Genomic DNA, 24,066 nt, shown 5'->3' with positions numbered 1-24,066 from the left:
ATACACAAGCGAATGAAGTTATCCACGCTCACCCACGGAGAGAGACATGGCTGAACGCCTGAATAATGACTTTCAATTTCTGGATGTAGCACGCCAAGATCCAGAGAAAAAAGATATTAATGTCCGCAAAGCAGAGTTTGTGGAAATTTATAAACCTTTTACAGCGGAAGTTGCAGCAAACCAAACCCACCGTTGTTTAGGCTGTGGTAATCCATATTGTGAATGGAAATGTCCAGTACATAACTATATTCCAAACTGGTTAAAACTGATCGCAGAAGGACGTATTTTCCAAGCGGCTGAGCTTTGCCATCAAACCAATACCTTGCCAGAAGTATGTGGTCGGGTATGCCCACAAGACCGTTTATGCGAGGGTGCTTGTACCCTGAATGATGGTTTTGGTGCTGTGACCATTGGTAATGCCGAAAAATATATCAACGATACCGCCTTTGCTTTGGGCTGGCGTCCAGATATGTCATCGGTAAAATGGACCAACAAAAAAGTTGCCATTATTGGTGCAGGTCCTGCAGGTTTAGGTTGTGCAGATATTTTAGTTCGTAACGGGGTAAAACCTGTTGTATTTGACAAGCGTCCTGAAATTGGTGGATTGCTTACATTTGGTATTCCAGAATTCAAAATGGAAAAAGATGTGATGAAACGCCGCCGTGAAATTTTCACAGGTATGGGTGTTGAATTCCGCTTAAATACTGAAATTGGTACAGATATCACCATCGATCAATTGCTTGCAGACTATGATGCTGTATTTATGGGTATGGGAACTTATACCTATATGAAAGGTGGCTTTGCAGGTGAAGATTTTGATGGTGTCTATGATGCACTGGATTTCTTGATTGCAAATGTTAACCGTACACAAGGTTGGGAAAAAGATCCATCTGAATACATTAGTGTTCAGGGCAAAAAAGTCATCGTTTTAGGCGGTGGTGATACTGCAATGGACTGTAACCGTACTTCAATCCGTCAGGGCGCAGAGTCGGTAACTTGTGCTTACCGTCGTGATGAAGAAAATATGCCAGGTTCACGTCGTGAAGTGAAAAATGCGCGTGAAGAAGGGGTGGACTTTCAGTTCAACCGTCAGCCAATCGAAATCGTTGGTGAAAACGGTAAAGTGACGGGTGTAAAAGTTGTGACTACCCAGCTGGGTGACCCTGATAGCCGTGGTCGCCGTAGTCCTGAACCGATTCCAGGCTCTGAAGAAGTTTTACCCGCAGATGCGGTATTACTGGCTTTTGGTTTCCGTACCAGCCCAGCAGAATGGTTTGCAGGTGCAAATATTGGGTTAGATGGTTCTGGCCGAGTCATTGCAGCTGAAAAACAACAATTTAAATTCCAGACCTCTAATCCAAAAATCTTTGCGGGCGGAGATATGGTACGTGGTTCTGATTTGGTGGTGACTGCAATCTGGGAAGGTCGTGAAGCTGCTGAAGGAATTTTGGATTATCTTGATGTTTAATTTTTAGACATTAAATAACATCTATTTAAGAGCCCGCAGTCATGCGGGCTTTTTAATTCAAAAAAAATCAAAAAATTAATCTGAGTCAATCGTTTGCAGATAATGACTTAGCTTTAAGCTATGTTGTTTTGCCCGAGTTCTGATTTCAGTATGTGTATGTCCTAAAACAGTTGAAATATCATATAAGAACACGGGTTTTAAATATTCCATTCCGGTATAAAGTGCTGATTTTTGAATTGGAGATAAAAAGTCCTCCAATAATGAATGCTGTTGTTCTGTACTAAAATTCTGCTCAGGTTGGCCAATGGTCATACTCAGCAAAAGCTTTTTATTTTTAAGCTTGTCTCCTTTGGAACCATAGGCGAATTGATATGTAAATACCTGATCAAACCAAATTTTTAAAATGGCAGGTATACTGAACCAGTACATAGGACATTGTAAAATGATCAGCTCATGTCTTAATAGTGCATTTTGTTCTGCAGCAATATCGACTTGATAATCTGGATATAAATCATGAATATGGCGAATTTCTAAATCAGTTTGAGTTCTTGATAATTCATCGACAATGGTTTTATTTGCGACAGATTCAGTAAAACTGGGATGCGCTAAAATCAGTAATGCCATCTTGGTTTTTCCCACTATAAAAATTATAGTGAATATAAATATTATAGTTTTTATGTACAATAACTATCCATTTTGATAGCTGGCAGAAAAATGAATACTGAGCAAAACACCTGTGAAGTGACTTTTCACGATAAGACTTATCATTGTCCGATTAGTATGGTGATGGATTTAATCGGTGGGAAATGGAAAACAGTGATTCTTTATTATCTAAAGGAGGAGTCAAAACGCTTTAATCAACTTAAGCGTGATATGCCAGATATCACAGAAATGACCTTAAGTTTGCAACTCAAGCAACTGGAAAAGAATGGTTTTATTTGCAGAACCGTATTTGGTGACAAGCCTCCAGTCAAAGTGGTGTATGAATTAACTGCATTTGGTCAAACATTTATTCCTGTACTGGACGCTTTATCTGCTTGGGCACATGGCTTTTTAGCGCAAAGCTAATTTAAAGTGATGGCGTTGAAAGAAGCAGTTTTAAGGCTTAAATCGGCTATGGAAAAGCGACGAAAAGTGCAATTTAGCAATAAAATTTGCCAATCACACTAAAGCAACAGTTTGTTTTTTTAATACAAAAAAGTTCCTAGACGAATCATGTTTGTTTGAGTCCTATAAAGGACATGCTTTTTTGAATGTTTATATTTGGGCCGTCCAAGTGAGAACATTCATAAATTGAGTTCTAATTTTGAATAGATCCTATGTGATTGTTTTAAAAATTAAAACACAACTCAACCTGATTGAAAAATGTCATTTAAGTCAATAAAAGCATGCTTATAAATCTCGATTTTAGGCTTTGTGTAAACGATAAAGCACTTTTTTGTGAAGATAAGAAATATGTTTGTTTTTAATAAATTTAATTTTATTAATAACTTATGTTTTTTATTTTTTTAGATTTTCAATTGAGCCATGTGTTTTTTTGAAAATGATATTTTAGGTCAACTGTGTGGATGATTCTGCAATATACAAATATTGAGATTGTGCCAATATAGCTTAAATTCAGACAAATGTAGGATTATCCTTATGTCAACAGTTCAAGCGACGGCAGAAAAATCATATTTAAATCGTCCTAAAGCTATTGGTATCAAAGTCCGTAAACCAAGCTTTAATCCAAAAGCAATTCGCAGACATTTTTTTGCGAATTCTCCTGTGATGTCACATTTATTGACTGCGCTTTCTTCAACATTTCCGATTGGTGAGCAGTTCTTTGTACATAGTGTGCGTAATGTACGTGACAAAATCACGGATGAAAAATTGCAAGCGCAAATTGCAGCATTTATTGGTCAAGAGGCCATGCACTCCAAAGCCCATACTGAATTTAATGATGCATGGCGCCGTGATGATTATAACTTAGACAGTTTTCAAGCATGGTTAGCACGTCGAGATGCACTGATTAAAAGTGTACATCCAAAATTACAACTTGCTGTTACCGCAGCTTTTGAGCATTTTACTGCATTATTGGGTGGCTATATTCTTCGTCATCCTGAAGTTTTAAGCACTCTGGATGATGATGCGGTTAAACTTTGGGTATGGCATGCAATCGAAGAAATTGAGCATCGTGCAGTGGCATTTGATGTATATCAGGCGATTTATAAAGATGATCGTACTCGTCGTACAGTGATGCGTAATGTGACTACGGGTTTTGCAAGTTTAACGTTTTATTCGGCTACCCGTTTGTTTATGCAAGACTGGAGAAAAAGTTTACCTAAAGTGCCGCAAAATATCTTTGGGGTATATATGATTTCTAAAATGTTGATTTCATTGATTCCTGAATATTTATCTTATTACAAATCTGACTTTCATCCTGATGAAATTGATTATTCGAAGATTGTGGCGTACTGGAAAGAAAAGCTGGCAGATGATTATGGAATGGAAAGTTTCCAAGATGAAGTGCACCTGCCGTTATATAGTTAAGACAATCTTTTAGATCAAAGGGCCAATTTAGAAAATTGGCTTTTAGTCTTCTTGCTGACGTTGATGAATACTTTCTAAAGTATCGACCATAGTGCGGGTCATTTGGTCAATTTCATAATTGAGTTTGCCACCAATTTGGACATGTTTAAATGTCGTTAAACGTAACGTTTCTGGGATTAAATCCACTGAAATTTCATTGGTTTTTCGATCCACGCGATTGACAGTCAAGCTGCAACCTTGCAGTCCAATAAAGCCCTTTTTAAAGAAGTATTTGATATTGTCATCTGGAATAACAATATCAATGTGTAGCGTTTCACCGGTATGAACCACATCTTTAATGGTTGCCATACCCTCGATATGCCCAAAAATATTATGCCCACCGTTTTCCATGCCAGCTTTGATGGATCTTTCGATATTGACTTCATCTCCAATTTTTAAAAATTGTAATGTGGTGAGAGAAGTGGTCAGTGCTGAAACATCAAATGAGGCAGTATTTGCAACAGCATCAAAACTTGTTGCGGTTAGGCATGTCCCATCGATCGAAACACTGGCGCCAATAAAAACATCATTTAAAAAGCCATTTTCATTGGAAATATAAAGGGTTGTAAAATTATCACCTTGTTGGATGTTTACAACTTTTTCTAAGCCTTGAACGATACCTGTATACATCGCTGATCTCTTTTATTTAGCTGATTTTTATTGTACAGATTTCATTGAAGAGGACTAGGGCTGAATTTTAGATTTATGTTGCATAGAAGAGCCAAACATCATACTTAGATGATTTTTTAAAAGAGAATGAATATAGCAGTTAGGATTGCACAGGCTTATTTTATAGGGAAAATTTTATATAGTTTGAGATAATGTATTTCAGACGATCTAAGCTTCGTTATGGCTTAAATTGGACTAAGTCAGTATGTACCTAGACTCAGTCCAATTCAATTTAGCCAACCAACCAACCAATCAACCAATCAACAATTAGTCAGAAAATGAATTAAATCTTATCTTTAAACTGTTTTATGATTTTTTGACGTTGCCATGGTAAAGGACGATTAATCGCTTCAGGTACATCACCTGAGGTTGACCGCAGACGTAAATGAATTGCTGCCTGGGCAATTAAGTTTGCAGATACTGGGGCGGTGATAAAGGCAAGCAGTGTGATCAATAACTCTGCAAAACCTAAACGACTATTAAACGCTGCGTAAATCATCCCCGCAATTAAAAAGCTGCCTAAGCCCAAGGTGCTGGATTTGGTCGGTGCATGTAGACGCATAAATAAGTCTGGTAATTTGACCATACCTATGCCACCCACCAAGGTAAAAAATGCACCGACAATCAAGAAGAATGAAACGATGATTTCCATGACTATTTGCATATTATTTTCCATGTACTTTCTCCTTAATCAACCACATGACCCGTTGTAAAATAACGAGCCAGTGCAGCAGTTGAAACAAAGCCAAGCATTGCAACCAATAATGCACCTTCAAACATTGAGGTGCTGGCCCAATAAATGCCAAGAATGACAACTAAGCAGGTTGCATTTAAAAACAATGTATCCAGTGCCAATAATCGATCTACGATAGAAGGGCCCATCACCAAACGAATCAAACATAACAACATGGAGATGGTCACTGCGAGCAGGCAAATGCCAAGTGCATAAGGTAAAATACTCATGAACGTGCTCCTCGTTGCAGGTCAAAGATTTCGATTAACGGAACTTCATAGCGGGTTTTAATGGCTTGAATTTCTGCATCTACATCATCACAACTTAGTGCATGAACCAAAATATCGCCACGTTCTTGATCAATCCCAGCACTGACTGTACCTGGTGTGGTGGTAATGATCATCGCCAGTAAAGTATTGACATGTTCATGGTCAGTTTCCAATGGAACTCGAAACCATTTCGGGGTGAGATTTTTGGTTGGGCCTAAGACTTGTTTAGCAACTTTAATATTGCTGACGATGATGTCCCATAGCACCACAAAAAATAATTGAATGGCGCTTTTCCAATGAATATTGGGTGTATGAATGATAAAGGGTTGAATCAGTTTAGGAATGATTAATCCCAAACTGATTGCCACAACAAAATCAAAGCTTTCAGCACTATGGTTCAACATAAGCCAACTCATTGCCACAATCACCGACACAAAAGGATGCGGTAAAATACGAGCGAATAATGATTTATTTTGCATTTATTGCTCCATAGGCTTGAGTTGAGCATTTTCAACATGTTGTTGCTGTTCTTGCCCCTGAATTTGGCGTTGCTTAAATTCAGAGATATGTTCGCCTTTTAGGGTTTCTGGGCTAATGATATAAGGAATATAGTGTGCATTTGGATCAACCATTTCACCATTGTATTTTGTTTCAGGTACATAGTGCGGATCGAAAGGTTGTACACTGATAGTTTCACCATGCCCATCCAATTTTAAAATACGCTGTTGATAAAGTGATGCATCAGAAACTTGCAGCGCTGTTTTTTCAACATAATTTAAAATTGGAGCAGCACAAACCACATAGACAATCAGTCCTGCCAATAGCAGGTAAACGCTTTTGTCATTGCGTGCAGGAGCTTGCTCGGGTAAGTCCTGATAGGCTGTATAAGCCTCTTCTTTCGGGTTGTCCTCAGGTGTCGTCGCTCGCCAAAACAGGATAAATCCGACTCGTGTAAATGCCAGAATACTTAAAAAACTCACAATCAAGATAATCGCAATAATCCAGCCTTGTGCAGCCAAGTTTGCAGTTGCCTGTAAGATTAAGACTTTGCCTAAAAAACCACTAAATGGCGGCAAACCTGCCATCATCAAAGCGATAAGAAAGAACGTCATGGCAATGACTTTGTCTTGTTTCATCTTTGGCGCGACTTTGAGATGATCTTTCATTGCACCACGTTGTGAGGTAATCCAACCACAGAGCAAATAGAACGAAGCGGCAATGATGGTGCTGTGAACGAGGTAGTACAATCCAGCAGCCCATGCTAGTGTGTTAAACATGGCAATGGCAACTAAAATCGTTCCGACTGAGGATAACACCATAAAGCCAACGAAGCGGCGTAAGCGTTCAGCTGCCAGTGCACCGATCACACCATATAATGATGTGACTAAACCAATTGGCAATAAGTAGTTGCTAAAGATCGTTTGCCCAAGCTGATCATTAAAGACAGTACCATTGACCCGTAAAATTGCATACACACCCACTTTGGTCATGATGGTGAAAATAGCAGCAACAGGTGTCGCGGCAACAGCATAGGTTTTTGGCAACCAGAAACCCACAGGTAACATGGCTGCTTTGATGCCAAATACAACAAATAGAAGCAAACCACCTGCTATAGCAAGACGATGTTGATCATGTTCCAAGGTCGGTAATAAACGACCGACATCGGCCATATTCAAACTGCCCACACTGCCATAAATCATACCTAAACCGATGAGGAATAGGGCAGAAGCCAGTAAGTTGATGGTGACGTAGTGAATGCCTAATTGGAAACGGGCTTTGCCTTGACCATGTAACAGCAAGACATAAGACGCCATCAGTAATATTTCAAAGAATACAAACAGGTTAAATAAGTCACCTGTTAAGAATGCACCAGTCAGACCCATTAAAAGAAGATGGAACATGGCATGAAAATAACGCCCACGTTCATCCCATTCTTTGCTGGCAAACCACAATATAGGCGCTGCAAGTGTGTAGGTGAGAACCAGCATTAACGCCGATAAGCGATCCAGTACCAAGACAATCCCAAATGGTGCAGACCATTCAGCAAGTTGATAAACAAAGATTTTCCCAGTATTGGCTTGAATCAGGTAAGCAATCGCAGTGGCGAGTCCAAGCATAACCGAGATTAAGCTAATACCACGGCGCCAAGGTTGTCGCCAATCATGTTTTAAAGCGCCTGAACCAGGATTGCCTAATAAAATCAGCATAAAGCCTGTAAATGCAGGAATTAAAATACTCAGGATTGGAGAATGAGCATACCAAAAATCTAAAAAGCTGGTCATTATGGCTCATCCTCACGTGGGTCAAAATTACTCGGTTCCTCTTTGGTGTCTACATGGTCTGTCCCAGACTCATAACGACTGCGTAATGCCAATTGAACGATAAATGCAGTCGTTGCAAAGCCAATGACAATTGCGGTTAGCACTAAAGCTTGAGGCAAAGGGTCAGTGACTTTACTGGCTTGAGTTAAAATCGCAGGTGAACTGATTTGTATTCTTCCCATCGAAAACAGGAAGATATTGACCGCATAGCCAATCATGGCTAATCCAAGAACGACTGGAAAGGTACGTGCACGAAGAATCAGATAAATTCCTGAGGCAACCAATAATCCAATCGCAGATGCAATTAAAAATTCTAAACTGATCATGCATTACTCCTTGGGTACTGGACCAGACATGCTTGAATGTCTAGAGTCGCCTAAAACAGAAATGAGTAACATGGCTGCACCAACAACCGTGACGTATACGCCAAGGTCAAATCCGGCAGCAGAGGCAAGATGGAATTTGCCAAACAATCCTGATTCCACATAAATATGTGCACTGGTGAGAAATGGACGTGCCCAGAACCATGAAGCAAGACCTGAAAGCCCAGCAATGATCAGCCCTAAACCAATCCAGATTTCATATAAACGACCAGATTGAGCACGCAGCATTTTTTCAGCCTGATCTTGTCCAATCGCGATATATTGAATCACCAATGCCATAGAGGTAATTAGGCCTGCAATAAAGCCACCACCTGGATAATTATGTCCTCGCAGGAAAATATACAGACTTACCACAAGTGCGATCGGCAGTACCCATGAAGCCGTCATACGGAACATCAGCGGTGATGGATTGAAACGATAGCTCAGGCCTTGAGTGATCGTAGTGCCATGTGCACGCATTCCATCCATCATGCACAGTGCACCAATGGCTGCGATACCCAATACGGCAATTTCACCAAAGGTATCGAAACCACGGAAATCAACCAGAATGACATTGACGATGTTTGAGCCACCGCCTAACGGAATTGACTGCTGAACAAAGAACCATGAAATCGAGTTATGATCACGTGTCATGATTAACCAGGTAATCCAACCAATACCAATACCGCCACCAATTGCAATGACTGCATCACGCCAACGACGGGTTTGGCTGGATTCATAAGGGGTTAATTGAGGAAGCAGTGATAAACTCATCAATAGCAGAACTGTTGTGACAACATCCACGGTAATTTGTGTCAGTGCTAAGTCTGGCGCAGAGAGTGTGATGAAAATCATCGTCACGACCAAACCAATTGCACCACTAATCAGAACCGCTTTGATACGTTCATGGTGGAACCACAGCATCATCCAGCAGGCAGAGAACAATAACAACCACAGCACGATCGCAGTAAAGGGCGCATGTGTGAGTTCACGTGTTCCTGTGGTTAAATTTTGGTTGATCAATGGCGTGGCAACCACGGCAATACTTAAGGCCAAAATCCACAATAAATAATTTTGTAATGAGCCAGTTTCAGTCTTTTTCTTAATTTTGCGTGAAATCAGCAAGAGATTTTTAAGGAAATCTTCAAATAATAATTTGCCTTGGAAACGACCTAAGCGTGGATCAAGATCAATTTCACGAATTCGCCCGCCTTTGGCCAAGGCGAAATAGAAAATCACACCACCAATTAAGGCAATTGCACTCATCAGTAACGGTAAATTAAAACCATGCCAGATGGCTAAATGAACCCCTTCAAAACTGGCAATTTGTGTTGATGCACGTGTTCCCGCATTGACAATGTTTTCAACCAACAGTGCAGGAATGATCCCCACTAAAATACATAAAGTTGCCAATATGATTGCTGGAAATCGCATACCGATTGGCGGCTCATGGGCATTTTTATTGGGAACATTAGGCCCCACATCACCATCAAAAAATACGCCATGTACCAGACGAACCGAGTAAGCAACCGCAAATAAACCTGCCAATGTTGCAACAATCGCTGCTAACACAACATAGCCACCAGATAAGTTTGCCAATAGCTCAGTAAAGAACATTTCTTTCGAGATAAAGCCATTGGTCAAAGGTACACCCGCCATACTTGCAGCGGTAATCATGGTTAATGTTGCTGTAAATGGAAGAAGTTGCCAAAGCCCACTTAACTTTCTTAAATCCCGTGTACCAGATTCATGGTCAATGATCCCAGCGAGCATAAATAATGCCGCTTTAAAGGTTGCATGATTGATAATATGGAAAACTGCAGCAGCCACGGCTAAAGGTGAGCCTATACCCAAAAGGCACATGATCAGACCTAAATGACTGATGGTTGAATAAGCCAGTAAGCCTTTTAAATCTTCTTTAAAGATGGCAAAAAATGCCGCCATACATAAGGTCAGCAGGCCAATTGTGGTGACAAGATTATGGAACAGTGCTGAGCCAACAAAGATTGGCAGTAAGCGTGCAACCAGAAAAATCCCTGCTTTTACCATGGTTGCTGAATGCAGATAGGCTGAGACAGGGGTTGGTGCTGCCATGGCATTAGGCAACCAGAAATGGAAGGGGAATTGCGCACTTTTGGTAAAAGCACCCAATAAAATCAACAATAAAGCGGGAACAAATAAACCACTATTTTGAATTGTACTCGCCATCATGGTGAGTTGGTCAATTTGATAGGTTCCTGCGATTTGACCAATCAGAATAAATCCACCTAGCATGGCTAAGCCACCCATACCTGTGATGGTGAGTGCCATCCGTGCACCACGTTGCGCGGCGTCGTAGTTACTCCAATAGCCTACTAACAAGAATGATGAAATACTGGTCAATTCCCAAAAAACCAATAAAATAATTAAATTATTCGATAAAGAAATACCCAACATTGCGGCCATAAATAGCATCAACAATGCATAGAGCTTACTGAGAGAATTTTTTGGGTTTAGATAATAATAGGCATAGATATAAATCAGTGTGCCGATCCCCGTGATCAGCAATGAAAAAATTAAACTTAACGCATCTAATCGGAAACTAAAATCAATACCAATTTGAGGTAGCCATTGCCACTGCTCTAAAACGGCTTGTCCACTTAATACTGTTTTCGCTTGAGTCAGCAGCAAGATAAAACTGCTTAAACTGACCCCGATTGCCCCTAAGGCTGTTACCCCGCGAGAGAATTGCTTCAGCCACAGAACAACGATAGTGCCAAGTATTAATGGTAAAAGAATAATAATCGGAAGCACACGCGTATCCATTGTCGTGAATAGGTCGTGAAACCTATGTGAATCTTATCTTTCAAGGATTTGAGGAATGCAAGGAACAGTCCAATAACTTAAATCTTGAAAGCCGAATTAAATTAGTAATTAAAAAATGAGTTGTGTTGCGCAACTTGAGAAAGCGATTAGAAAATCAATTTGCATTGAAAAATCTAATTTAAATTGATTTTTTCATCTTATTACATGAGTAGAATAACATCAATTTATTTTGTCGTTTTTTACGCAAACATTTGTAATTATACGCTTCATGTGAATTTTTGCTGCTTGAAAATCATGCGGTAACCATCAATCTAGTGCGTTTGGAATTTTATAGAACAATGAATATGAACGTGAATATATTCATGATTTGAGAATGGAGTATAAAAGACAGTGTTTCACAATTGATGATCATTCACTGTCTGCTATTGACGGGTTTAGCCTGAGGTTTTTTATAATAAGAACTTATGTGACGTTTGGTCATCACCAGACTGCATTAAACGTTTTAATTCGGTCTTTTGTTCTTCACTCAGGTGTTTAAACTGCTCAAAAAGCTGTTGAACATTTACTGGCAGATTGGGTTCGGGTTCAAGCAAATCCTGTTCAGCGCTTTTGGGAACTTCTTTGAGTAAGTTTGCATAAATATCTTGGTATTCTTGCCACACTTTATTGTTCTGGATTTCATAAAGCTTTTTATTGTCCAGTTTAAAACATTGATATTCGTCGGCTTGCTCAAGCAGCTCTTCATGACTGGCTGTAGCAATGATCTGTAAACGAGGAAAGGCTTGATTTAAACGATCGAGAATTAACTGTAGGCCAAATTGGTCTAAATCAACATCAATTTGATCAATCAGTAAGATGCCTTCACCTTCTTCACAAGGATAAAGGCTTAAAGGATTGAGTATGCATATACGACGCACCAAATCACCGACTAAGGCCAGCCAATTTTTAACTGTATTCGACAGTTGTGAGTAAGTCAGACTTTGATTTTTATAAGTGACCATCAGTTGTAATTTGGGTTGATATTCTAAATAGAGATCTGTGACTTCAGGAAGGACAATACTCAAGCTTTGCTTTAAGGCTTTTAAGCTGGGTGCATGTAACTGAGCACGGGCTTGAAATAAAATACTTTGAAAATCCTCATCACTTTGATTTGAAGATTCTTTTTGTGCTAAAACACTTTGAAAAAGTTGCGCGATTTGTGCATTTTCGATATCACTGATTTCTCGAAACCATTCGAAAAATCGTGCAAAGGTGGTATATGGAATCGGTACTAATTCATAAGCATTGTGCGCTTGTAAAATAATAGGATTATTTTTATTGAGAATATTCACTTCATTTACAAATCGTTCAGCAGGGTAGTAGGCAATTAAAGGTAAGCCTTGAACAGGATCTTTTTTGAGCACTAGATTATAACGTTCTACCAATTGTTCGAGTTGTACTAAGTCAACTTTACTCAGACCAACACCAGAACTATTTAAGGTTTTATATAATTGCCAATGACAACTTTGTGGATCTTGTTCTGCTGTTGCAGTGCTTTCTGCGAGTTGACCAAACTCTATTGGGAAACTGATTTTAACATCTATTTTGGATTGCACTCGATCTTGCATAATGTCTTGGTCGAGCATTACCACACCAGGTGTGCGCAAATCTTTTAGACGTGCAGGAAACCAAGTCAAAGCTTGGTAAATATTTTTAATAATTGCCGTTTTTCCACTGGCTTGTTCGCCAACAATTAAACTGATTGGTTTGTTTTTATAATTAAAGTCTATTTTTAAATCAGCAAAATGGTATGTGTGGCGAAAATGAATTGCTGCTAGTTTCATAGGATACCTGAAAATTGACTGACAGCATAAAAGGCTGTTGATATTTTCACCTTGCGATTTTTTTCGCTGTGACAGATGAATTGGTCAAAAACTTTATGCTGTTGCTTTATTTTTAAATGGCGCTTTTACTTTCAATTGTTGCACGAGATCATAGATGTGATGAATATTTAAGCTGACCTTCGCCCGTGTACAGGCGACATATAACAGTCTTAATTCTTCATCGCTGATTTTATGTTCTAAACCGTTTATTTTAAATTGGTAATCATCTTCGATATGGACACGATTCCATTCTAGCCCTTTGGCCTTATGTGCTGTTGAAATCACATAATCAGCTTGCTCTATTGGGGTTATTTTAGCAAGTGCTTTTTTGAGTGGTTCCGTACCGTGATCGTCAACCAATTTGACTAAGGGTTTGATATCACTACCGTCATTGGTTTCACAGTATTCATGTACATCATGCCAAGAGTTAAACCAGGCCAGTTCAGGCACATCCACAACACGTTTGCCTTGTTTAAGCAAACTTGCCGCATCAACAAAACGGTTGAGTTTTGCATGATCGGCTTGTAGTCCAACTTTATCGCCTTGCACGAGACCAGAAAGAAGCAACTCCATTGCACGTGCATTGGTGCGACATAAAATCGCATCACGCATTTTAGTATGTGGTTTATTGACCACACTCGATTTCATTTCAGGATTGCCCAATAAAGGCACAGTTTCATCCAATGCACCGAGCAAATGATTGGCCACATCTGCAATCGCATCACCAAAACGGAATGAAGTGGTTAAACGAGATTCAGGAAGTGGCATTTGTTGCATGGCATTGACCGCACCACGCCATGCGTAAATTTGTTGATGTGCATCACCCACATAAATCACTTGAGTATTACGCTGACGCAATAAAATACCAAGCATTAATGGATCTGCATCTTGTGCTTCATCAAAGAGCACATAATCTGCCGGAATAAATGGATCTGATAATGCCCAGAGTTTTAAATAAATATCATGACCTATGCCTGCTTGATGATTGGTATCAATCGACTCTAACCAACGTCTTTCTACAGCAGGGTAAAGATGTTTTTGTAAAGACTCGATATCATCTGCATGCAGCCAACTTGGTGCTTGGATATGACGTGGTGCTGGATATTGTGAGCTGGTCGAGCAGAAATAGCTTACAGCATTGGCAACTAAACTCGCCAAACGGCTGGGCATTAGCACATATTTTTCATAACGCCCGCCCATTAAACGTCTAAGTGTGATCGGTTCGAGGCGATATTCTTTGGCAATAAAGCTGGGACTTAAACGCGGCAGGCGTAATTTATCGGTTACTCCACGCGACACACTACGAAAAGCCAAAGAGTGGAAGGTGCGGCAATCTACATTTTGATGAAATTTATTCTGTGCTTCTGTGGCAATTGCCTTATTAAAAGCCAAATACATCCCACGGCGCTCCGTCATCGCATCACTGATTAACTGCAAAGTCGTGGTTTTACCTGTGCCAGCATAGGCAATCACTTTAAATGATTGTCCTTTTTTCGCTTCTGCGATTGCAAAGCTTTGCTCAGATGTGGGTGTAAAAGAATAAGGCACAGTATTTATAAAATCTTATTAGCTTGAAAATTCAATATGGGACAGAGTATAGCAAAAATTGCTCAGCACTAGGGTGAAATCTAACAAGATGTTATTTAAACGACTATGCTAAGAATCTGCGGGGCGTATCCTGATCATTTTTATCATAATATGAGGTATTGGGGCTTTTGTCTTTAAAATGACTTAAAAGTGAAACTAGATTGTCATAACTGCTTTCTAAACTGAGCACGGGAAAATTCTAAAACATATTCGGATAAAGTTATGACAAATTCAGCCAGCCGACATACACGCCGTGAAGTGCTTACTTGGTTAGCCAGCATTCCATTTCTTCCACTTGGGGCAATGGCAACTTCAGCCACACTAGCAGGTTGTAACGATGATGATAAAAATACTGCAGTTAAACCGCCGATCAATCCAGCTAAATTAAAATCTGCAACATTTACGCCGATGGATGCACCAACATTGGCAAATGCAGCAGCAATGGCAACAACAACAGTTGCTTCTGGATTAGCTGTAACTTGGGATGACAATAGCAAGACTGACTACAAACTTGCCTATAAGACCTTCTTCCAAACAGGCGATATGATCAGTGATGGAAAAGGTGGGAAGATCTTGGCTGGTGGTTATTATGATATTAAAAACCAACCAATTATGGATAAATCTGTAGCTGGCAAAGAACGTCAATTCTTTTCAGATTGCCCAGATGGTACTTCATTATTGACAGTGAAAGATGCCAAGGTTGATGGTGTAAAAGGCAACCCAGTATTTGCGGTGGTGCAATTTGAATATACCACTCGTGATTTAGCTGGCAATGATATGTATGGTAAATTGCCATCACCAATTGGGGTAATTTCACTGGATCAAGACCCGAAAACAGGTCATTTAACTTTAGTTAAATATCATAATGTCGATATGTCTAAAGCACATGGTTTATGGATTACGTGTGGTGCAAGTTTATCGCCTTGGGGAACACACCTTTCAAGTGAAGAATACGAGCCAGATGCATTTGGTCAGGGCTTAGGCACTGATATGGCAACAATGAAAGCCTATAGTAAAAACGTCTATGGTGATGAAACCTCAGCAAAACCATACAACTATGGACATTTGCCTGAAATTACAGTGAACAAAGATGGTACAGGTACTGCAAAAAAACATTATTGTTTAGGTCGTATCTCACATGAACTGATCCAAGTTATGCCAGATAATCGTACTGCGTTAATGGGTGATGACTATACCAATGGTGGCTTGTTCATGTTTGTTGCAGATAAAGAAAAAGACTTATCTGCGGGAACATTGTATGTTGCGAAGTATTTGAATGAGTTGAATGAAACCTCAACGGCACAAATTCAATGGATTAAATTGGGTCATGCAACTAGCCAAGAAATTGAAGATTTGGTGAATGTTAGAAATATTCAACCAACAGAGATCATGGAAAGCTTGGACAAAGATCCACAAGATGCAAGCTATACTAAAATCATTCTACAAAAGAAAACCATTTGGGTGAAAGTTAAACCTGGAATGGAAAAAGCAGCAGCATTCTTAGAGACCCATCGTTACGCTGCTTTGATGGGCGGTAGTATGGCATTTACAAAAATGGAAGGCACAACAGTCAATGCCAAAGACAAAGTTGCTTATTCTGCTTTAGCCAATATTCAAGATTCAATGATCAAAGGCAATGCGGCTTGGGTCGATACGCATAACGTGTCATTCGCTAAGAAAATTTCAGCAGGTGGAATTGTTGCACATGATCTAGCAGGGTCTAAGAGTGATAAATCAGGTAGTCCAATCGTCAGTGAGTGGGTACCTTATCAATCGCATATGCTGTTAATCGGTAAGGATATTGATGCGGCTGCTGATCCACTAGGTATTGGTAATACTTCTGATCCAAACACGATTGCAAGTGCAGATAACTTAAAGTTCTCTGAAACATTCCGTACATTATTCATTGGTGAAGACAGTGGTAACCATGTGAATAACTACTTATGGGCGTATAACGTAGACACCAAGAAATTAGATCGTATTCTTTCTTGCCCAGCAGGTGCTGAATCTACAGGTTTACATGCAGTCGATTCAATCAATGGTTGGACTTATATTATGAGTAACTTCCAGCATCCAGGGGATTGGGGTTCTTTACATAGTAAGGTTCAAGCAACTTTAGATCCTTTGATTCGTGCGAATTATAAAGACCGTTTTGCAGCAGCAGTGGGTTATTTAACAGCAGACCCGATTGCCCCTTCGGTTGAGAAAAAATCTTCTTAATTTCGATTTTTGAATAAAAAAGGCAGCGAAATTTCGCTGCCTTTTTTATAAATCCCAAATTAATGATCTCGATTGGCTTTTTCAACTAAGCCAGAAAGCCCTTGACGGCGTGCAAGCTCGTTGAGTACCAATTGCACATCCAACTCAAAATAGCCAAGCATCACAATGGTATGGAACCATAGATCTGCAACTTCATAGATCAGATCATTTTTATGATCTTCACACGCTTCAGATTTAAAATCTTTTGCGGCAATGATGGTTTCAATACTTTCTTCACCAATTTTCTCTAAGATTTTATTTAAACCTTTGTGGTAAAGCTTTGCCACATAAGAAGAATCTGGATCAGCTGCTTTACGTTCAGCCATCATTTTGCCTAAATAACCCAATACTTCGACCTGTTCAGCCTGCGCATTGGATGTATTCATGGCAATGCTATGCGGATTCGATGAAGGTTTTTCACCGTATATTGCATTTGGATCTTTTAATTGTGCATCGACAATTTCCCAACCAGTTGCAGTGAGCTTGCGATAGAAGCAAGACTCTCGACCTGTATGGCAGGCGATTCCACCATGCTGTTCGATTTGTAAGACGATGACATCTGCATCACAGTCTAAACGGATTTCGTAAACGGTTTGAAAATGGCCAGACTCTTCGCCTTTAAACCATAATTTATTTCGTGAACGAGAAAAATAAACGCCCTGCATTTTTTCAGCAGTCAGTTGTAATGCTTCACGGTTCATCCATGCCACCATCAAAATACGTCCAGTTTGATGATGTTGTGCAATAGCAGGAATAAGTCCTTGTTCGTTAAATTTTACTTCATCGAGCCATTGCAGATTGTTCATAGGATTTCACCAAGTTATAAAAAGAAAGAGCGCTACGTTGACATGGCAGCGGTTGTATAGTGTACGTTATTTCCAGCATTTTAGGAAAATATTGATTATGGATTGAGTCGAGATTGAAACGCTTGCTCACGTTTTAAAATTACAGAATTGGCAACTTGAGTGTGGATCATTTTTCTCTTGCCAAGGATGATCGAGCAATATCTTCATACTTCATTTGACTAAACATACCCGATTTTAATCCCGACACAGTGATTGCCATTTCTTTACGAAAATAAGGGATACGGTACATCCAAGAGAAGCTTAGATCTCGTAAACCGCCTGCCCACCAAAGATCAGACTGGTAAAGGGGCGTGAGTAAACGGCTTAAAAATTGATAGAATGCAGATGAGCTTTTGCGATGTTGGTGATAGCACTGCCATAGCTTTGCATAATCGATCGTTTGATTGTTTCGGGCAACTTGAACTGCTTGTCCCAAAGCCCATGCATCTAAAAGCGCCATATTTGCACCTTGTCCAAGCTGTGGGCTCATGGCATGTGCAGCGTCTCCAATGATACCGATGCGACCTTGCCCAAATTTAGAAAGCACTACATCGCGATAATGGGCAGAAAGCCATTGTTGTTTTTCTTCAGGATTAGCGATTACTTGCTCTAACCATTCAGCTGCGGGCTTCCAGCGTTTGGATAGCGTTTTTAACCACTCAGCACGGGCTTGTTGATGAGGCAAAAAATTTCCAAGCTGATCGGTTGGAAGACTCCAGAAGATGCTGGAAAGTCGTTGCTTGGGCTGAGTGGGAATTGCGCCTGTAGGTAGGATTCCCATCATGATCTTAGAGCGATCATAAAATTGGTGCAAAATTTGAGTATCAAGCTGCAAGCATTCAGGCACAATAGTCCATTTCGCGCCCCAAGGGTAAGCTTGATCGATTTTAACCCATTCGATCGGTCTTAACTGGCTTCGTGCACCATTGGCAACAATAACGCTATCAAAGACTTCATCAAAAGATTCACCATTGATCCTACCCAAAACTCGGATTTCATCTGCTGATTCTTTAAGTTTTTCAATATCGGCATTCATGTGCCAAGTGATCAGTTCAGGAAATTCATGGCATTTGTTTTGCAAGACATGACATAAGCTTGCTCGATGGATACCTAAACCATAAAAATCGGGATGGGCTTGGGCATAATGACTATCTACCAGTTTAAAACCATTGGCGAGTTGTCCCTCTAAGCCTGTGACCATTGCACCGAGTTTAACCGCATCATCAAGCACACCTAAGTGCTCAAAAACTGCAAGTCCAGACGGTTGAAGCAATAAGCCAGCACCGACAGGTTCAAGCTCAGATACTTTCTCAAAAATAGTAACCTGGATATTTTGTTGTGCGAGTAAAATTGCTGTAGCAAGCCCTGCTGTTCCTGCACCGACGATGGCAAATTTTGGTGTTTTAGTTTGAGTCATTATTAGAGTAAGTGCTTTGAATGATTTAAATTTAACAAAAAGCAGGGAATTAACAAGCGCTAATTTGAATCAAGCTCTTTATTCCCTAATTGATCTTAGTAAAAAATCAACACATATAGACGAGGCCAGACACGGGTTAAATTCAGTACAAAAATACATGATTTGAAGCCTAGCCATGACTGGCTCATGTCTCAGGCTTATATCTCAAGTCATCGAGAATGCTGTTGTGATGTATTTAAGTTATTGAAAATCATATTTATTGATCGCTGGATGAGGTGATCAATGGGGGAGAATAATTATAAATCTAGCATCACTTCAGCAAAATTTTGTTTCTCCACCATTTCTAAAAATTCATCACCTAGTCGCTGACTTTCTGCCACAGACTGCTTCCACAATTGTTTTCGCTTCTGGTCATCCAGACCTTTCATCACAAAATCTTTACGATCCGGTAAACGTCCTAAAGGCAAAGATTTTAAATAGTCTTGAGAAGGTGAGATCAGTAAAGTCCGTGCTTGGTTTGCAGGATTGGCGGTGCGAGATTTAAACATTTTGTCAAACCAGCCTGGGATGATGCTGTCGGCAAAATGTGGATATAAAACAATCCCTTTACTTTCAAAAGGCAAATCAATGTGATAGTCGATCAAACCACCATCTCGATACGCGCCTTGTGGCGCATCAGCAATATTTTTTACCGCAGGTGTAACTGCCGGAATCGAATCTGAGGCCATCAGCCAATCCGCAACATTGTGCTGATTAAAATTTAAATAATGGGTTTTAAAAGCGTCATCCTGAATTTTAAATTGTGGGAACTGAGCAGGCTGACAGATGACCCGTTGCATAAATTTATTCAGGTGATTTCTTGAAATTGCATTACTGCCGATAATACCGAGTAAGGAACTATACAGTGCAAGCTTTTGATCACTTTGAAATAAATGTTCTGCTTTGGCTGCGATAATCGTAAGGTGATATTCGGGATGTTCGACCAATTTTTGGCTGTGTTGGTCTAAAATGCTGTACAGCATCTCGCGAGATATTTTCTCAATCTCTGCAATGGTCATCTTTTTATGAAAGGGCAAGTTGATATATAACTCTGCCAAACGCTCAGGACCAAGTAGTTCACCTTGCGCTAAAATTCCAGCAAAGCGCCATGCACCGACGGATGAACCAATTAAAAAACGTCGTTGTTTGGTACGTTGTAGAAAATCACCGAAAATCGCCTGATCCAAGCCCATTAAACCAATGCCTTTAGGGCCACCAGCTGCGCCGGGAATCATATCGACTTGATGTGCAGATAAGCCTTCTTGTTGTATGTGTTGTTTGGCGAGTGAGCCTGCACGTAAGGTGATTGCTGCAGGGCGTTTTTGTAGAATTTGGGTCATAATTTCACTCACTCAAACGAATATTTTTTATTTTAGAGTGCGTGATAGATTGAACAATGGCGAGAGCTGTCACTCAGTGACTTAGCAGTCATAGACAAAAAAGCCTATTCATTGAATAGGCTGAATCGTGTTATTTGGCAATCCGCCAAACTGCTAAAACAGTGGCCAAGACAATCAAGACAATTGAAATATACCACGGTGCAATGATTGCAATAGAGAGCAAAATCGCCATGATGCTGCCGAAAATCCAGCTACGTTTTTGTTGTTGTTCCACCTCTAAACGCATCATTTGCAACTCATGCAGCTGTTTAGCATGCCATGCAGATTGGTTCTTTAAACCATTTAAACTGTCAACCATCAAGGTTGGGAAATCCTGTGCGCCTAAAAGTAAATCAGGAATTTTCTGTCCTAACTCTTTTAAGTTTTTCTGAGGATTCATTTGTGCTTTTACCCATTCGGTGAGAATCGGTTTTGCCAGTTTCCAAATGTCGAGTTCAGGATATAAATCGGTACCTAAACCTTCCACATGTACTAGTGTTTTGAGTAATAACATCAATTGTGGTGGAATTTCTAAATGGAAACGACGCGCAATGTCCATGACTTGAATCAAGATACCTGCAAAGTCCAATTCATGCATCGGTTTGGACACCATTGGTCCAACTGTGCGACGCATTTCACGGGATAGCGCATCTTGATCAGTGCCCGGTGGAATCCAGCCTGCCTGATGCACAATTTGAATCAGTTGTAAGAAGTCGCTGTTCATGACCGCAAGCAACATACGTGCAACGGTCATCTGATCTTGTTTAGATAGCTCACCCATAATCGCACAGTCAAGGGCAATATAACGAGGGTGGCTTGGATTTAATGTTTCAACAAATACGTTGCCGGGATGCATATCAGCATGGAAGAAATTGTCACGAAATACTTGCGTAAAGAAAATCGTTAAACCCTTTTCAGCAAGATCTTTACGATCCATCCCGAGCTTTTCAAAGGTTTCAATATCTGAAATGGGAACGCCTGTGATTCGCTCAGCAACCATAACATCTTTGCTGTCCATATAGACTTCAGGCACATACATCATGCTTGAACCCGTGAAGTAATGACGCATACGGCGGGTATTGTCTGCTTCTAGTGTAAGATCCAGTTCATTTAAGATCACTTGACGATAATTCTGGATGATTTCAGACAAATGCACTGCACGAGCTGCTTCCAAACGTTTTTCTAAACTTGCTCCAAGCCATTGCAGAATTTCAAAATCCTGTAGAATCTGACTGCGGATATCTGGACGAGTGACTTTTACCACCACTTCACGACCATCATGGAGCGCAGCAGTATGGACTTGTGCAATAGATGCAGCAGCCAAAGGTTGCTCATCAAAACGGGCAAAAATTGTAGAAATATTGGCTTTCAGCGATTGCTCAATACGCTCTTTTGCAATATTGACCTCGAAGGGTTTAACCCGATCTTGTAATAAAACCAATTGTTGTAAAATTTCAGGTGGAATTAAATCACGACGCGTGGAAAGTAATTGGCCCAGCTTAATTGCTAAAGGCCCCATTTCTTCTAATGCTTCTTTAAGCTTGAGCGGGTTTTTACGTTCTTTACTTGACCATGCCGCAGGGTGTAAGCGAATTAAAGCTAAAGCATGCCGAGCTTTTTCAGGTAATTCTTCCGCAGGGACCAGTGTGTCGAGTCTATAGTGCGCGGCGATGCGCCAAAGTTCGAATAAACGGGCAATATGCGGAATCATATATTAAATTACCTGATCTTGATTTTGAGTAAAGTGAGATTGAAGTTGCTGAATTTTTGCTTCAAGTCGGTCAATATTTTGGTTAAGTTGACGGGTATCTTGTTGCAGATCATCCATTTGCCAACGCGGAGCCAATACACCAGTGTCTTCTTTTAAAAAGTCTTCTACAAAAAATAAATGACTTTGTAGTGAGCGTTTGAGATGCTTTGGCGCCAGTTGTATTTTGCCAATTTCATGCGCGAGTGCAGGACCAATCCACGGGCTAAACTGGGCTGCCAAATCAGGCTCAAGCTGTTGGATAATATTTTGAATATCCTGTAACAGGTGATAATCACCATGTAGGGGAATATTGCCAATATCATCTGCAACAAATAATTTAGCCAATTCAACAACATTCTTTACATGTAATGTTGCTGTCGCTTCTGCAATCACAACATTTTTGTCAAAAGGACGTTGTTCAAAAATTGAAGGTGTTTCGCTTTTACCAGTCACAGTCGGTTCAAGACGGATTTTATTTTGATCAAAGTAAACATCGACAGAAAGCTGAGGCGTATCCATCACGACACGTAACAGTTTGCCTTGTAACTGATTAAATTGGATGCGGGTAATTGCATCCAAATTAATAAACTGATTGATTAATCGTTCAACTGCACCGAGTGCCAGAATTGACCACATAATTCAACCTTGCTTGTTATATCTTGGGGAAATTACAGTTTAAAGCCACGGTGTACCGCCACGATACCACCGGTTAAATTGTGGTAATCACAGTTTTGGAAACCAGCATTTTCCATCATACCTTTTAAGGTACGTTGGTCTGGATGCATACGAATAGATTCGGCCAAATACTTATAACTTTCTGCATCATTGGCAACAACTTTGCCCATAAATGGTAAAGCCGTGAAAGAATAGAAGTCATATAGCTTTGAAAATGGTTCAAATACTGGTTTTGAGAACTCAAGTATTAATAAACGACCACCTGGCTTTAATACACGATACATCGCTTGGAGTGCAGCATCTTTATCGGTCACGTTACGTAGACCAAAGCTGATAGTGAGCAAGTCAAAACTATTGTCTGCAAAGGGCTCTAAGGTTTCAGCATTGGCCAATACAAAATCAACATTGGTACAGCCAGCATCAATCAAACGATCACGACCAACATTCAACATGGACTCGTTAATATCGGATAAAACCACATGACCTGTTGGACCAACTTCACGGCTGAAAACTTTGGCTAAGTCACCTGTACCGCCTGCAATATCAAGCACGTGCTGACCACGACGTACACCTGACATATTGATCGCAAAACGTTTCCAGAGGCGGTGAATACCGAATGACATTAAATCATTCATAATGTCGTATTTGCTTGCGACAGAATGGAAGACTTCAGCGACTTTTTGCGCTTTTTCTTCACTATTAACAGTTTTGTAGCCGAAATGCGTGGTTGCGCCGACATTACCTGTATTGGCACCACGTGGGAGGTTGTATTTTGGCACAGTCCCAGAAACTGGCGTATCTACCAGTTGTTGCTGCAAGGACTGTTGTTGACCTTGTGGAGTACCTTGCGGTAATGGTTCTGTTAGAAATGGACTCACTTTGTCTGTATTCGTTGCCGTTTCAGCAGGGGCTGTAGGCTTTTGGTTTTCATTCGACATTTGAGTCACTCCTGAACACAAAAATGGGAAATTTTATATTGCTCTGCATAATGACAGATTCTGCATAATTTTGCAGTCCTCATCATGAAATTGTTATGAATAATATACAAAAACCGA

The 24,066-nt window shown here is 40.2% G+C and carries 20 protein-coding genes; 4 read left to right on the top strand and 16 right to left on the bottom strand.

Features of this window, described 5'->3' with window-relative positions:
* The first annotated feature begins 46 nt into the window (after positions 1-46).
* A complete protein-coding gene (locus FY049_RS11235; RefSeq protein WP_004725441.1) occupies positions 47-1,468 on the top strand; it encodes an FAD-dependent oxidoreductase in 1,422 nt (473 codons plus the stop codon).
* Between the two features lie 75 nt (positions 1,469-1,543).
* On the opposite strand, the gene FY049_RS11230 is transcribed toward FY049_RS11235, so the two are convergent.
* On the bottom strand, positions 1,544-2,092 hold the full coding sequence (locus FY049_RS11230; protein ID WP_446083735.1) for an NAD(P)H-dependent oxidoreductase: 549 nt from the start codon (positions 2,090-2,092) through the stop codon (positions 1,544-1,546).
* Between the two features lie 90 nt (positions 2,093-2,182).
* On the opposite strand from FY049_RS11230, the gene FY049_RS11225 reads away from it, so the two are divergent.
* Positions 2,183-2,536, top strand: coding sequence for a winged helix-turn-helix transcriptional regulator (locus tag FY049_RS11225; RefSeq protein ID WP_446083734.1), 354 nt, complete (start codon positions 2,183-2,185; stop codon positions 2,534-2,536).
* 573 nt (positions 2,537-3,109) lie between these two features.
* Positions 3,110-4,000 (top strand): metal-dependent hydrolase, encoded by an 891-nt coding sequence (locus FY049_RS11220; protein ID WP_056517463.1) that lies wholly within the window; start codon positions 3,110-3,112, stop codon positions 3,998-4,000.
* A 42-nt stretch (positions 4,001-4,042) separates the two neighbouring features.
* Here FY049_RS11220 and FY049_RS11215 read toward each other — a convergent pair whose 3' ends face one another.
* The 9 genes from FY049_RS11215 to FY049_RS11175 all read right to left on the bottom strand — a co-directional run bounded on the left by FY049_RS11215 (position 4,043) and on the right by FY049_RS11175 (position 14,608).
* The gene (locus tag FY049_RS11215) at positions 4,043-4,669 is read right to left on the bottom strand and encodes a riboflavin synthase subunit alpha (protein ID WP_224964371.1); all 627 of its coding nucleotides are present in this window, start codon (positions 4,667-4,669) and stop codon (positions 4,043-4,045) included.
* A gap of 322 nt (positions 4,670-4,991) precedes the next feature.
* Entirely contained in the window at positions 4,992-5,372 is a 381-nt protein-coding gene (locus FY049_RS11210; RefSeq protein WP_034615073.1) for a Na+/H+ antiporter subunit G, read from the bottom strand.
* Between the two features lie 23 nt (positions 5,373-5,395).
* On the bottom strand, positions 5,396-5,671 hold the full coding sequence (locus FY049_RS11205) for a monovalent cation/H+ antiporter subunit F (protein ID WP_004725452.1): 276 nt from the start codon (positions 5,669-5,671) through the stop codon (positions 5,396-5,398).
* The gene (locus FY049_RS11200; protein ID WP_004725454.1) at positions 5,668-6,189 is read right to left on the bottom strand and encodes a Na+/H+ antiporter subunit E; all 522 of its coding nucleotides are present in this window, start codon (positions 6,187-6,189) and stop codon (positions 5,668-5,670) included. Before FY049_RS11200 ends, FY049_RS11205 begins: the two co-directional genes overlap by 4 nt.
* Complete coding sequence (locus tag FY049_RS11195; RefSeq protein ID WP_446083733.1) at positions 6,190-7,992, bottom strand: monovalent cation/H+ antiporter subunit D; 1,803 nt, start codon at positions 7,990-7,992, stop codon at positions 6,190-6,192.
* Complete coding sequence (locus FY049_RS11190) at positions 7,992-8,357, bottom strand: Na+/H+ antiporter subunit C (RefSeq protein ID WP_004725457.1); 366 nt, start codon at positions 8,355-8,357, stop codon at positions 7,992-7,994. Before FY049_RS11190 ends, FY049_RS11195 begins: the two co-directional genes overlap by 1 nt.
* Positions 8,358-8,360: 3 nt before the next feature.
* Positions 8,361-11,198: a monovalent cation/H+ antiporter subunit A gene (locus tag FY049_RS11185; protein ID WP_056517450.1), complete on the bottom strand. Its 2,838-nt coding sequence runs from the start codon at positions 11,196-11,198 to the stop codon at positions 8,361-8,363.
* Between the two features lie 449 nt (positions 11,199-11,647).
* Positions 11,648-13,021, bottom strand: a complete 1,374-nt coding sequence (locus FY049_RS11180; RefSeq protein ID WP_446083732.1) for an ATP-binding protein — start codon at positions 13,019-13,021, stop codon at positions 11,648-11,650.
* A gap of 93 nt (positions 13,022-13,114) precedes the next feature.
* On the bottom strand, positions 13,115-14,608 hold the full coding sequence (locus FY049_RS11175; RefSeq protein WP_004725463.1) for a UvrD-helicase domain-containing protein: 1,494 nt from the start codon (positions 14,606-14,608) through the stop codon (positions 13,115-13,117).
* Between the two features lie 261 nt (positions 14,609-14,869).
* Here FY049_RS11175 and FY049_RS11170 point away from each other — a divergent pair, with 261 nt between their 5' ends.
* A complete protein-coding gene (locus FY049_RS11170) occupies positions 14,870-16,867 on the top strand; it encodes a PhoX family protein (RefSeq protein ID WP_154129441.1) in 1,998 nt (665 codons plus the stop codon).
* Positions 16,868-16,926: 59 nt separating this feature from the next.
* Here FY049_RS11170 and hisIE read toward each other — a convergent pair whose 3' ends face one another.
* The 6 genes from hisIE to ubiE all read right to left on the bottom strand — a co-directional run bounded on the left by hisIE (position 16,927) and on the right by ubiE (position 23,949).
* Positions 16,927-17,712, bottom strand: a complete 786-nt coding sequence (gene hisIE, locus FY049_RS11165; RefSeq protein ID WP_105713842.1) for a bifunctional phosphoribosyl-AMP cyclohydrolase/phosphoribosyl-ATP diphosphatase HisIE — start codon at positions 17,710-17,712, stop codon at positions 16,927-16,929.
* A gap of 166 nt (positions 17,713-17,878) precedes the next feature.
* Positions 17,879-19,168, bottom strand: a complete 1,290-nt coding sequence (locus FY049_RS11160) for an FAD-dependent oxidoreductase (RefSeq protein ID WP_224964368.1) — start codon at positions 19,166-19,168, stop codon at positions 17,879-17,881.
* Positions 19,169-19,464: 296 nt separating this feature from the next.
* Complete coding sequence (locus tag FY049_RS11155; RefSeq protein ID WP_446083731.1) at positions 19,465-20,547, bottom strand: patatin-like phospholipase family protein; 1,083 nt, start codon at positions 20,545-20,547, stop codon at positions 19,465-19,467.
* Positions 20,548-20,677: 130 nt separating this feature from the next.
* Positions 20,678-22,297: an ABC1 kinase family protein gene (locus FY049_RS11150; RefSeq protein ID WP_224964366.1), complete on the bottom strand. Its 1,620-nt coding sequence runs from the start codon at positions 22,295-22,297 to the stop codon at positions 20,678-20,680.
* Between the two features lie 3 nt (positions 22,298-22,300).
* Entirely contained in the window at positions 22,301-22,972 is a 672-nt protein-coding gene (locus FY049_RS11145; RefSeq protein WP_446083730.1) for a ubiquinone biosynthesis accessory factor UbiJ, read from the bottom strand.
* 32 nt (positions 22,973-23,004) lie between these two features.
* Positions 23,005-23,949, bottom strand: coding sequence for a bifunctional demethylmenaquinone methyltransferase/2-methoxy-6-polyprenyl-1,4-benzoquinol methylase UbiE (gene ubiE, locus FY049_RS11140; protein ID WP_004725476.1), 945 nt, complete (start codon positions 23,947-23,949; stop codon positions 23,005-23,007).
* Positions 23,950-24,066: the final 117 nt, after the last annotated feature.

The sequence above is a fragment of the Acinetobacter sp. 1125_18A genome (genome assembly GCF_052824985.1).
Note: the sequence above shows the minus strand (reverse complement) of the source record. Positions and strands in the feature narration are given on the sequence as shown.

What these genes read in the sequence shown, in the direction of transcription:
- FY049_RS11235 (WP_004725441.1), top strand. Translation starts at nt 47, where the DNA reads ATGGCTGAACGCCTGAATAATGACTTTCAATTTCTGGATGTAGCACGC.
- FY049_RS11230 (WP_446083735.1), bottom strand. Translation starts at nt 2,092, where the DNA reads ATGGCATTACTGATTTTAGCGCATCCCAGTTTTACTGAATCTGTCGCA.
- FY049_RS11225 (WP_446083734.1), top strand. Translation starts at nt 2,183, where the DNA reads ATGAATACTGAGCAAAACACCTGTGAAGTGACTTTTCACGATAAGACT.
- FY049_RS11220 (WP_056517463.1), top strand. Translation starts at nt 3,110, where the DNA reads ATGTCAACAGTTCAAGCGACGGCAGAAAAATCATATTTAAATCGTCCT.
- FY049_RS11215 (WP_224964371.1), bottom strand. Translation starts at nt 4,669, where the DNA reads ATGTATACAGGTATCGTTCAAGGCTTAGAAAAAGTTGTAAACATCCAA.
- FY049_RS11210 (WP_034615073.1), bottom strand. Translation starts at nt 5,372, where the DNA reads ATGCAAATAGTCATGGAAATCATCGTTTCATTCTTCTTGATTGTCGGT.
- FY049_RS11205 (WP_004725452.1), bottom strand. Translation starts at nt 5,671, where the DNA reads ATGAGTATTTTACCTTATGCACTTGGCATTTGCCTGCTCGCAGTGACC.
- FY049_RS11200 (WP_004725454.1), bottom strand. Translation starts at nt 6,189, where the DNA reads ATGCAAAATAAATCATTATTCGCTCGTATTTTACCGCATCCTTTTGTG.
- FY049_RS11195 (WP_446083733.1), bottom strand. Translation starts at nt 7,992, where the DNA reads ATGACCAGCTTTTTAGATTTTTGGTATGCTCATTCTCCAATCCTGAGT.
- FY049_RS11190 (WP_004725457.1), bottom strand. Translation starts at nt 8,357, where the DNA reads ATGATCAGTTTAGAATTTTTAATTGCATCTGCGATTGGATTATTGGTT.
- FY049_RS11185 (WP_056517450.1), bottom strand. Translation starts at nt 11,198, where the DNA reads ATGGATACGCGTGTGCTTCCGATTATTATTCTTTTACCATTAATACTT.
- FY049_RS11180 (WP_446083732.1), bottom strand. Translation starts at nt 13,021, where the DNA reads ATGAAACTAGCAGCAATTCATTTTCGCCACACATACCATTTTGCTGAT.
- FY049_RS11170 (WP_154129441.1), top strand. Translation starts at nt 14,870, where the DNA reads ATGACAAATTCAGCCAGCCGACATACACGCCGTGAAGTGCTTACTTGG.
- hisIE (WP_105713842.1), bottom strand. Translation starts at nt 17,712, where the DNA reads ATGAACAATCTGCAATGGCTCGATGAAGTAAAATTTAACGAACAAGGA.
- FY049_RS11160 (WP_224964368.1), bottom strand. Translation starts at nt 19,168, where the DNA reads ATGACTCAAACTAAAACACCAAAATTTGCCATCGTCGGTGCAGGAACA.
- FY049_RS11155 (WP_446083731.1), bottom strand. Translation starts at nt 20,547, where the DNA reads ATGACCCAAATTCTACAAAAACGCCCTGCAGCAATCACCTTACGTGCA.
- FY049_RS11150 (WP_224964366.1), bottom strand. Translation starts at nt 22,297, where the DNA reads ATGATTCCGCATATTGCCCGTTTATTCGAACTTTGGCGCATCGCCGCG.
- FY049_RS11145 (WP_446083730.1), bottom strand. Translation starts at nt 22,972, where the DNA reads ATGTGGTCAATTCTGGCACTCGGTGCAGTTGAACGATTAATCAATCAG.
- ubiE (WP_004725476.1), bottom strand. Translation starts at nt 23,949, where the DNA reads ATGTCGAATGAAAACCAAAAGCCTACAGCCCCTGCTGAAACGGCAACG.